The organism is Rhodococcus sp. (in: high G+C Gram-positive bacteria) (genome assembly GCF_049286785.1).
In the GTDB taxonomy this organism is placed as follows: domain Bacteria; phylum Actinomycetota; class Actinomycetes; order Mycobacteriales; family Mycobacteriaceae; genus Rhodococcus_F.
This window is the reverse complement of record NZ_JBAQEO010000521.1, coordinates 1-8,705: the sequence shown is the minus strand read 5'-3', so window position 1 is coordinate 8,705 and position 8,705 is coordinate 1. Positions and strand designations below refer to the sequence as shown.

Sequence of the window (8,705 nt, the reverse complement as noted above, 5' to 3'; positions counted from 1 at the left end):
TGGTGAGCGCGTCCATCACCGGCTGGGGCACCACCGGCCCGTGGGCGAACGACAAGGGTTATGAAGCGCTGGTCCTCGCCCGTATGGGTGTATTCCACGGCAAGGCCAAGATGTCCGAGCGCCCCGGCCCGTCGTTCACGCCGACCCCGTGGGCCTCGTGGGGTGCTGCCCATACCGCCGTCCACGGGATCCTCTCGGCCCTGTACGAACGGGAATCGAGCGGTGCCGGCCAGCATGTCGAGGCCGATCTGCTTCGCGGCGCCGCGTCGATGGACGTCTACAACTGGTTCTTCGAGCTCGTTTGTGCGCGTTGGCCCGACGCCTACCAGGCAATGTCTGCGTACGACGATCAGGGTCGTCCCGCTGCACCGTTGATCTACCCGCTGCTCGTGGCACAGACCAAGGACGGCCACTGGCTGCAGTTCGCACAAACGGAGCCCCGCCTGTTCTTTGCAATGATGACCGAGTTCGGACTCGCTCACGTGTTCGCGGACCCGTACTGGCAAGGTCTGCCCGTCTTCGAGGATGTCGAACGCCGCGTGGAACTGTGGGAACTGATGTTGGAGAAGGTGCGTGAGCGCACCCTCGCGGAGTGGCAACACGTCTTCGACACGAACCCAGACGTCAGCGCCGAGGTCTTCAGCGATCCGGTTGCCGCGCTCGATCATCCGCAGCTTCAGCACGACGGCCGTGTGGTCACCGTCGTCGACCCCGATCTCGGCCTGGTCCGCCAGCCGTCGACGCTCGTTCATGTCGACGGCAAACCGCTCACCGGGCCGCGCCCGGCACCGCGACTCGGTGCTGACACCGAGCGGGTGTTCGCCGATCTCGCGTCCGGCTCGACCTCCACCCCGAAGACGGATGCACCGGTAGGGGACCTTCCGCTCGCCGGCGTGACGGTCCTCGAGCTCGGTTCGATGTTCGCCGCACCCTACGGCGCAACGGTCCTCACCGACCTCGGTGCCCGGGTCATCAAGGTCGAGCCGCTCGCCGGTGACTCGATCCGCAACCTCGTTGCATTCCCGGAAGCGGGTGGCGCGAAGGTGTTGCAGGGCAAGGAATCTGTCGCAGTCGACATCAACACACTCGACGGACTCGCGGTGGTGCACGAACTCGCGAAGAAGTCCGACATCGTGCTGCAGAGCTCCCGTGCGGGCGCCGCGAAACGCATCGGAGTCGACGCAGCGACCCTCAAGTCGGTCAACCCGGATCTGGTCTACCTCAACGCTCCCGGGTACGGTACGGACGGTCCTTACGGTGGCCGCCCGGCATACGCACCCTCTGTCGGTGCGGCCTCCGGTCTCACCATGAGCGATCTCGGTGGCCTGGACCTCCATGGCGAGGATCTCGAGGAGATCAAACGCGTCGCCGTGCGCCGGCACACCGCCGGCGCCAGTCCGTCCGTCCAGGCGGACGCTGTCGCGGCGCTCGGTGTCGCTTCGTCGATGTTGGTCGGTTTGCTCGCCCGTAAGCGCGGCCGCCCCCTGGGCGACATGACTGCGACCATGCTCTCCTCTGCAACTCACGCGCTCATGGACCGCAACACCGACTACGAGAACCGCCCCGAGCCGCCGGTCTCCGACCCGGACCTGTACGGCCTCGGTGCCCTGTACCGCCTGTACGAGGCGTCGGACGGATGGATCTTCCTTGCCGCACCGCAGGACTCCGAGTGGAACAGCCTGGTCGAGGCGGTGAAGCCGTACACGGACCTCGCACTCGAAAAGTTCTCGGCGCCGGATCTTCGCCGCACCAACGACGCGGATCTCGCCGAGACGCTCGCGGCCGTGCTGTGCACTCGCTCCAAGTTCGAGTGGGAGAAGGATCTCAACAGCCAGGACATCGGCTGTGTCGCCGTGACAGAACGGACCTCCGAGATCCACCTGCAGGGTGACGAGTACTTCGAGGCGGGGTACACCGTGCTCGCAGACAGCCCCATCTTCGACGAGCACCGCCGCCTCGCCCCGCTGACCCGATTCTCCCGCTCGGGAGTGAAGGCCGACGCCGGCTGCACGATCGGTGAGCACACCGACTCGGTCCTCGCCGAGATCGGCATCACGCCCGAACGCATCGCCGAACTGCGGGAGAAGGAAATCGTCGCCTGACCGACCCGTCCCCGGTTACACACGACGAGGCCGGTGTCCCGAATGGGACACCGGCCTCGTACGTTTACCGAAATCGAGTTCGATCGGCCTCGTCAGGCAAGCCGGTCGAACACCTCGCTCACAGCGCGATCACGCAGCACCTCGGGACGCCCGATCCAGGCCGCATTGGCGGTGGCCCGGCGCAGTAACAGGTGGGCGGGATGCTCCCACGTGAATCCGATACCACCGTGGATTTGGATGCAGTCCTCGGCCGCGGTCACCGCAGTGCTCAGTGCGGCCGCCGCGGCCAGGTTCGCGGAGATCGCGGCGTCGGGATCGGTCTCGTCACGGTCTGCCGACGAGAGCACCTGGCCGCGGGCGCCCTCGGCGCCGACCAGGAGGTAGGCGCATCGGTGGGAAATGGCCTGGTATGAACCGATCGGCTGCCCGAACTGTTCGCGCTGCCCGGCCCAGTCCACCGCCATCGCGAGAGCCCGGTTGGCGACGCCCACCGAGTCCGCCGCGACGAGGAGCTGGGCGACACGACGAGCGCGGACGAGCGCATCGTCGACGACCTCCCCGGATGCGAGCACGGTGGCCGGGACCCCGTTCGCGGTGACGATGCCTATCGTCGCCGTCAGGTCCACCGGGTTCTGGACAATGACGGTGACATTTGCGGGTTGCACGGTGGCAAGCACCCGGTCGCCGGTGGTCGCATCGGTCGCGAGGACGACGAGCAGGTCGGCGACGGGCACACCCGCGACACGTTCGACCCGGCCGGTCAACCGACCACCGTCGAGAACGGGCAGACCCGCATCGGTGACCCAGCCCTTGTCGTCGACAGGAGCGACGAACGCCGCAGTTGCGCCTGCGGCGACCGCGCGGGCCGGCTCGTCTGCACCCGCGGCAACGAGCACCTCGAGGGCGATTGCGGTCGGTACGAGCGGCACCGGAGCAAGGTGGTAGGCGGCCTCTTCGATTGCCGCACACAGCAACCGCAACGACTGCCCCCCTCCGCCGAGGGATTCCGGAGCAGACAGGCCGGGCAGGCCGAACTTCACGAGTTCGTCCCACAGGCCGATGTCGTAGTCGCCGGGAGTTTTCTCACGGGCGAGGAGTTTTTCGGTGTCCACATAGGAGGAGACAAGGTCCCCGAGCACTTCGCGGACCGCTGCCTCATCCTCGTCGGGGGCGGTGAGCGGCCGGCCCGGCACGACCGCAGGGGCACGACGACCCTCACCGCGATGCGACGGCAGGCCAAGCACGTTCTCCGCGATGGTATTGCGTTGGATCTCGGCGGTACCCGCGCCGATCGTCGCGGCGCGTGCCATCAGATATCCGTACGTCCAACGACCCTTTTCGACGACGCCCTCGGATCGCGTGTTCAGCAACGCTCCCGAACCGGTCAAGCGCAGTGCGAGCCGATGCATGTGCTGCTCGAACTCCGATTTCACCAGACGGTTGACCGACGCCACTCCGCCCGGATCTTCGTAACGCAGAACGGCTTCGAGGGCACGCGCGCTGTTCGTCGCGATCTCGCGAACGTTGGTTTCCACCTTCGCGAGTTCCTGGCGAATCAACGGATCGTTCGCGTAGCCCTGTTCGGCAGCGAGCTTGAAGACCTTGTCGACCGTACCGCGGTAACGGAATTCGTCGGCGAGAAACGCGGTGGCGCGCTCGTGACCGAGCGAGGTGCGCATGATCGACCAACCGCCGCCCTCCTCACCGAGCCGGTTCGCCACGGGCACCTCGACGTCGTCGAAGAAGACCTCTGCGAAGTGGTGACCACCTGCGGCGTCGCGCAGCGGACGCACCTCGATGCCGGGAGAATTCATCGGAATGAGCAGATACGTGATGCCAGAGGTGCCCCGACCGGGGGCGCCGGTACGCACCAGCGCGAAGATCCAATCGGCCTTGTCGGCCATGGTGGTCCAGATCTTCTGGCCCCTCACCCGGTAGACGTCGCCGTCGCGCACCGCGCGGGTGGACAGCGACGCGAGATCGCTGCCGGCGCCCGGTTCCGAGAAGCCTTGGCACCAGAATTCGTCGGCACGCAGCAGCGGCTCGAGGAACCGATCCTTCTGATCCTGCGTGCCGTGCACGATGATCGTGGGCGCGACGATGAACGACAGGCCGCACGGATGCTTCGGCGCACCGGCCTGTGTCGTCATTCGGTAGTAGTCGAGCTGATCCTCGAGCGAGAGTTCCATGCCACCGGCTTCGCGTGGCCAGCCCGGCGCCGCGAGTCCCGCGTCGACAAGTTCGGACTGCCATGCCTTGGCCGCCTCGAAACGCTCACGGGACGTTTCCGGACGCGGGCGCTTCCGGTAGTCGTCGAGCAGTGTGGACAGCCGGCTGCGCCAGTCGCCGGTCGTTGCTTCGAGTACCGTCGTGGTGTTCTGTTCCACCGCGCCACCTCCCATGATGTCAGAGCTCCGATTGTGTGTAGGTCAGGATTTTGCGGCACGACGCTTGCCGAACCGCGCGCCGACGTCGGCGCCGTCCGAACGATGCGTGGCAGAGGCTTCGGCCTCGAGGCCGAGTGCGTGCGCGAGCGAGGCGCCCGCGCCCTCCTTGAGGAGGCGCAGCATCCGCTGAACGGCACCGGGGTGCCCGTCTGCGATCTTGCGGGCGATCTCGAGCGTGCGGTCCATCAATTTCTCGTGCTCGACAACCTCGTTCGCGAGGCCGATCCGTGCGGCGGTGTCCCCGTCGATGGGTTCACCGCTGAGGATGAACTGGATCGCGGCGGGCAGACCCACCATGCGCGGCAACATGGCACTGCCGCCCCAGCCGTTGAGGAGGCCGATCTGGGCGTGCGTGTCGGCGAACTCGGCGCGGTCGGACGCGATGATGAACGAGCAATTCACGGCCAGTTCGTACCCACCGGTGTAACACGGTCCGTTCACTGCAGCGATCACCGGCTTGGAGATACCGCGCAGCACCTGCGTCGGCGTCACGCCCTCGGTACGGGGTGGCGGGCCGGACAGAGCTTCGGGCAGGTCCACACCGGACGAGAATGAGGTGCCTGCGCCGGTGATCACCACGACACGCACGTCTTCGTCGCCGTCGGCGCGCCACAGTTCCTTCTTCAGCGCCTTGCGCATTGCCCGATTGATGGCGTTGCGCCGGTCGGGCCGGTTGAGCGTGAAGATCGCGACCGGCCCGTCCCTGGTGACGAGCAGCGGGGAGTCCTCGCGGGTTGCGGTGTCCTGTGCGTCGGTCATCGCGCGCCTCAGGAGACGGAGACGGGGTCGGCGATGTTGCGGACCAGGCCGAGCAGCGTCTCCTCGGCATCCGCGGCAATGCGGCGCACAAGCTCACCGGCACCGGGGATGTCGTGGATCAGGCCCTGCGCGACACCTACGGTCCAGATTCCCGCCTCGGGATCGCCGTTCTCGTAGACCTTGCGCCCGCGGGTGCCCGCCACGAGATGCTGCACGTCCTTGAAGCGTCCGCCCTGGTTCAGAATGTCGACGACCTCTTTGCTCACCGAGTTCTTCGCCGCGCGCATCGTGTTGCGGAGTTGGCGGAAGATCAGCTGGGTGTCGAGTTCGCTGGCGCCGACGATCTGCTGCTTGATCTTCTCGTGGATCGGGCTCTCCGCGGTGCACATGAAGCGGGTGCCCATGTTGATGCCGTCGGCACCGAGGGCGAGCGCGGCTGCGAGGCCACGGCCGTCGGCGAAACCGCCGGAGGCGATGAACGGGATGTCGAGGGCATCGGCGGAGGCCGGAATCAACACCAGACCGGGAATGTCGTCCTCACCGGGGTGACCCGCGGCTTCGAACCCGTCGATGCTCACCGCGTCGGCGCCGATGCGCTCCGCTTTGAGCGCGTGGCGCACACTCGTGCACTTGTGGATGACCTTGATGTCGTGCTCTTTGAAGTGCTCGACGTGGACGGTCGGATCGGATCCGGCGGTCTCGACGATCTTCACGCCGGAGTCGATGATGACCTGCCGGTACTCGGCGTACGGCGGTGGGTTGATCGACAGGGTAAGGGTGAGGTTGACGCCGAACGGCTTGTCGGTCAGCGCGCGGCACCTCTCGATCTCCTGGGCGAGATCCTCGGGCGTGGGCTGGGTCAAAGCCGTGATGATGCCGAGCCCGCCTCCGTTGGACACCGCAGCGGCCAGCTCTGCCCGGCCGACCCACATCATGCCGCCCTGCACGATCGGATGTTCGATACCGAATTCTTCGGTGAACCGCGTCTTCAACATTGCCGCTCCTCGGAGTTCGCTGGCTATCCGGCGTCTGATTTCCACGGCGCTCGACCGCGTATATACATAGATAACATAGTTGACTAGGTGACCGGAACGCAAGGATCCGTACTCTGGCGCACCCTCGACCTCGATGACCTGGGGCCGCAGCGGAACAAGGACGTGGGCAAGCAAAGCCCCCGTCCAATCCACGCTTCGAGAGTTGCAGCAGTTGACCTGCATCTGCGAGGCCAAAATTCGCGGTCCGCCTCCGACAAACATGGCTCTTGTCGCGGAAACTGGAACGCATTCCTATCGCGTGGATACGTCAGGTACGTTTACCAGGTAGGCTAAGTGCCTCTGAATAGGGAAGGGTGTCAATTCGTGACCGACGAAGCGCTGGCTCCAATCTTCAACGCAACCGCGGCGTCGGGACGAGCGATCCGTACCCCAAAGACCGCCGAACTCGTCGCCCGAAAATTGCGACGAATGATCGTCGACGGTGAGCTCAAGGACGGTGACCATCTACCGCACGAGGCCGAACTCATGGAGCACTTCGCCGTGAGCCGACCCACGCTTCGCGAAGCGGTCCGCGTGCTCGAAGCGGAACGGCTCGTCGAAGTCCGCCGAGGTTCGCGATCGGGAGCACGTGTGTGTGTGCCCGGACCGGAGGCCGTGGCCCGTCCTGCGTCCTTGCTACTGGAATTGGCCGGCGCGACCGTCAATGACGTGTATGTCGCCCGGGAAGCCATCGAACCTCCCGCCGCCCGCCTCCTCGCCGAAACGGGAACCGAGGCTGCGTTCGAGGAACTCGAACGCATCGTGGACGAAACCATCCCGTCGTCTTACGCGATGGGGACGTTCGGAGAAACTGCCGCGATGTTTCACCTCCGCATGGTGCAACTGGCAGGCAACGCAACACTCGCCCTGATCGCGGGGATGCTTCACGAGATATACGAGCGGCACACCGCGAACGTCACGCGTGAACGCTCCGAAAAGGATGCGAAGGCGGCCGAGGCGAACTACAAGCTGTTCGTTCGCTCCCAGCGCAAGCTGATCAAGTTGCTGCGCGCGCGCGACGGCGCAGGCGCGTTCGCGCACTGGCAGAAACATATGGTCGTGGCCCGGTCGATGGTCCTCGAAGGGCGAGAAGACACAAAGGTCCTCGACACCCTGGAGTGACGCCGCTCAGCGCCACCGACAGATCGACATGATGCTCGACGCGATATCTGCCGAGTGATTCAGACTTACCTACGTTGTGCAAAGTCGAGCGTCGCCCCGGAAAGTCCGTTGACAGTTCTCTGGCGGGTCGATCCAGACCCTGCCGACACCACTCTCGGCGCCGAAATAGCCATCGTTGTCGAGACAGTCCGCTCACCGAATTCGGCGACCCCCGGCGCCGCCGCACTCGCGGCGCACGGCGTCTCCCCGGTGTAACCGCCGGCCGAAGTAATCGTGACGATACCGGTACCGACACAAGAGACCAGCGGATAACGCTGCCGCCGCACCAGCGCGGCCGCGGGCCGATCGAGGAATGCTCCGAGGTCACCGGATCTGCGGTCACCGGGGACAGGTCCACACCGAGATTCGTCTCGCTAGTGTGCCGGTTCACTCGAGTCCCTTGGACTCCATCCCGAAGATCCGGCTGCTGATGTCCGAGCGCACGGGTGTGGAGTAGCCGATCGCACCACCGTCGGCTTTTTCCGTCTCCCGCGACAAGGTAATCGCGTTTCCTCGTCGAACAGCCCGAAGTCGTAGGCGCATGCAGGTAATTCGGCGAGCTCTGGTCGGTCACCAACCGTTGGTGACGTGCCAGTGAACTCACACGCAGCTGCCGTCTCGAGGATGTGATCATCCGTGCCGGCGAGACGATCTCGTCCGGGCAGATCGAGGACGTGCTGAACGAACATCCCGCCGTTGCCGAAGGCGCGGTGGTCGCGGCACCGGACACCCGGTACGGGGAGGTCGCGGCTGCAGTGGTCGTGCTGGTTCCGGACGCGTCACTCGACCTCGACGAGGTCCGCAGGCATTTTGCGGCGTCAGGGCTCGCGAGGCAGAAGACCCCGGAACGGCTCCTCGTCGTCGACGAGTTGCCGCGGACCGCGGTGGGCAAGATCCGAAAGGCCGATCTGCGGCGTGACCTGATCGAAAGCGAATCATGACCACGAGGACTCGCTCGAGATTCCGGTGACGGCAGCACCGATGTTCATCGTCTCTGATGTTCCTGATTCGGTGGTGGCGATGAGACCACCGAGTCCGTGGGAGGGTGTCGTCGAGCTGGTATGCATTCCGCATCTGCCCAGAAGCCGAGAGGATCGATCCGATGACGGAAAGACTGGCGAACATCCAGAGCGAGACGATGTCGGCATTGAGCACTGTGATCAGCCGTGGTCAGCAGGTGGCGCTGCTGGACTACCCGAACC

The 8,705-nt window shown here is 65.6% G+C and carries 7 protein-coding genes; 4 read left to right on the top strand and 3 right to left on the bottom strand.

Going from position 1 to position 8,705, the window contains the following annotated elements; translation table 11 throughout:
* Nucleotides 1-2,102, top strand: a 2,102-nt coding sequence (locus tag WAW17_RS18845; protein WP_422334457.1) for a CoA transferase, incomplete at its 5' end; no start/stop codon positions are given.
* 92 nt (nucleotides 2,103-2,194) lie between these two features.
* Here WAW17_RS18845 and WAW17_RS18840 read toward each other — a convergent pair.
* Genes WAW17_RS18840 through WAW17_RS18830 form a run of 3 tightly spaced genes read right to left on the bottom strand, consistent with a single transcriptional unit; the run spans nucleotide 2,195 to nucleotide 6,303 of the window.
* On the bottom strand, nucleotides 2,195-4,504 hold the full coding sequence (locus WAW17_RS18840; protein WP_422334456.1) for an acyl-CoA dehydrogenase family protein: 2,310 nt from the start codon (nucleotides 4,502-4,504) through the stop codon (nucleotides 2,195-2,197).
* A 27-nt stretch (nucleotides 4,505-4,531) separates the two neighbouring features.
* Nucleotides 4,532-5,308 carry an enoyl-CoA hydratase-related protein gene (locus WAW17_RS18835; RefSeq protein WP_422334455.1) on the bottom strand — a complete coding sequence of 259 codons (777 nt, stop codon included), beginning with the start codon at nucleotides 5,306-5,308 and terminating at the stop codon, nucleotides 4,532-4,534.
* Nucleotides 5,309-5,316: 8 nt separating this feature from the next.
* The gene (locus WAW17_RS18830) at nucleotides 5,317-6,303 is read right to left on the bottom strand and encodes an NAD(P)H-dependent flavin oxidoreductase (protein WP_422334454.1); all 987 of its coding nucleotides are present in this window, start codon (nucleotides 6,301-6,303) and stop codon (nucleotides 5,317-5,319) included.
* A gap of 363 nt (nucleotides 6,304-6,666) precedes the next feature.
* On the opposite strand from WAW17_RS18830, the gene WAW17_RS18825 reads away from it, so the two are divergent.
* The 3 genes from WAW17_RS18825 (at nucleotide 6,667) to WAW17_RS18815 (ending at nucleotide 8,444) form a co-directional block, all read left to right on the top strand.
* Nucleotides 6,667-7,464 (top strand): FadR/GntR family transcriptional regulator, encoded by a 798-nt coding sequence (locus tag WAW17_RS18825; protein ID WP_422334453.1) that lies wholly within the window; start codon nucleotides 6,667-6,669, stop codon nucleotides 7,462-7,464.
* Between the two features lie 108 nt (nucleotides 7,465-7,572).
* On the top strand, nucleotides 7,573-7,719 hold the full coding sequence (locus tag WAW17_RS18820) for a hypothetical protein (protein ID WP_422334452.1): 147 nt from the start codon (nucleotides 7,573-7,575) through the stop codon (nucleotides 7,717-7,719).
* 410 nt (nucleotides 7,720-8,129) lie between these two features.
* A complete protein-coding gene (locus tag WAW17_RS18815) occupies nucleotides 8,130-8,444 on the top strand; it encodes an AMP-binding enzyme (RefSeq protein WP_422334451.1) in 315 nt (104 codons plus the stop codon).
* Nucleotides 8,445-8,705 lie beyond the last annotated feature (261 nt).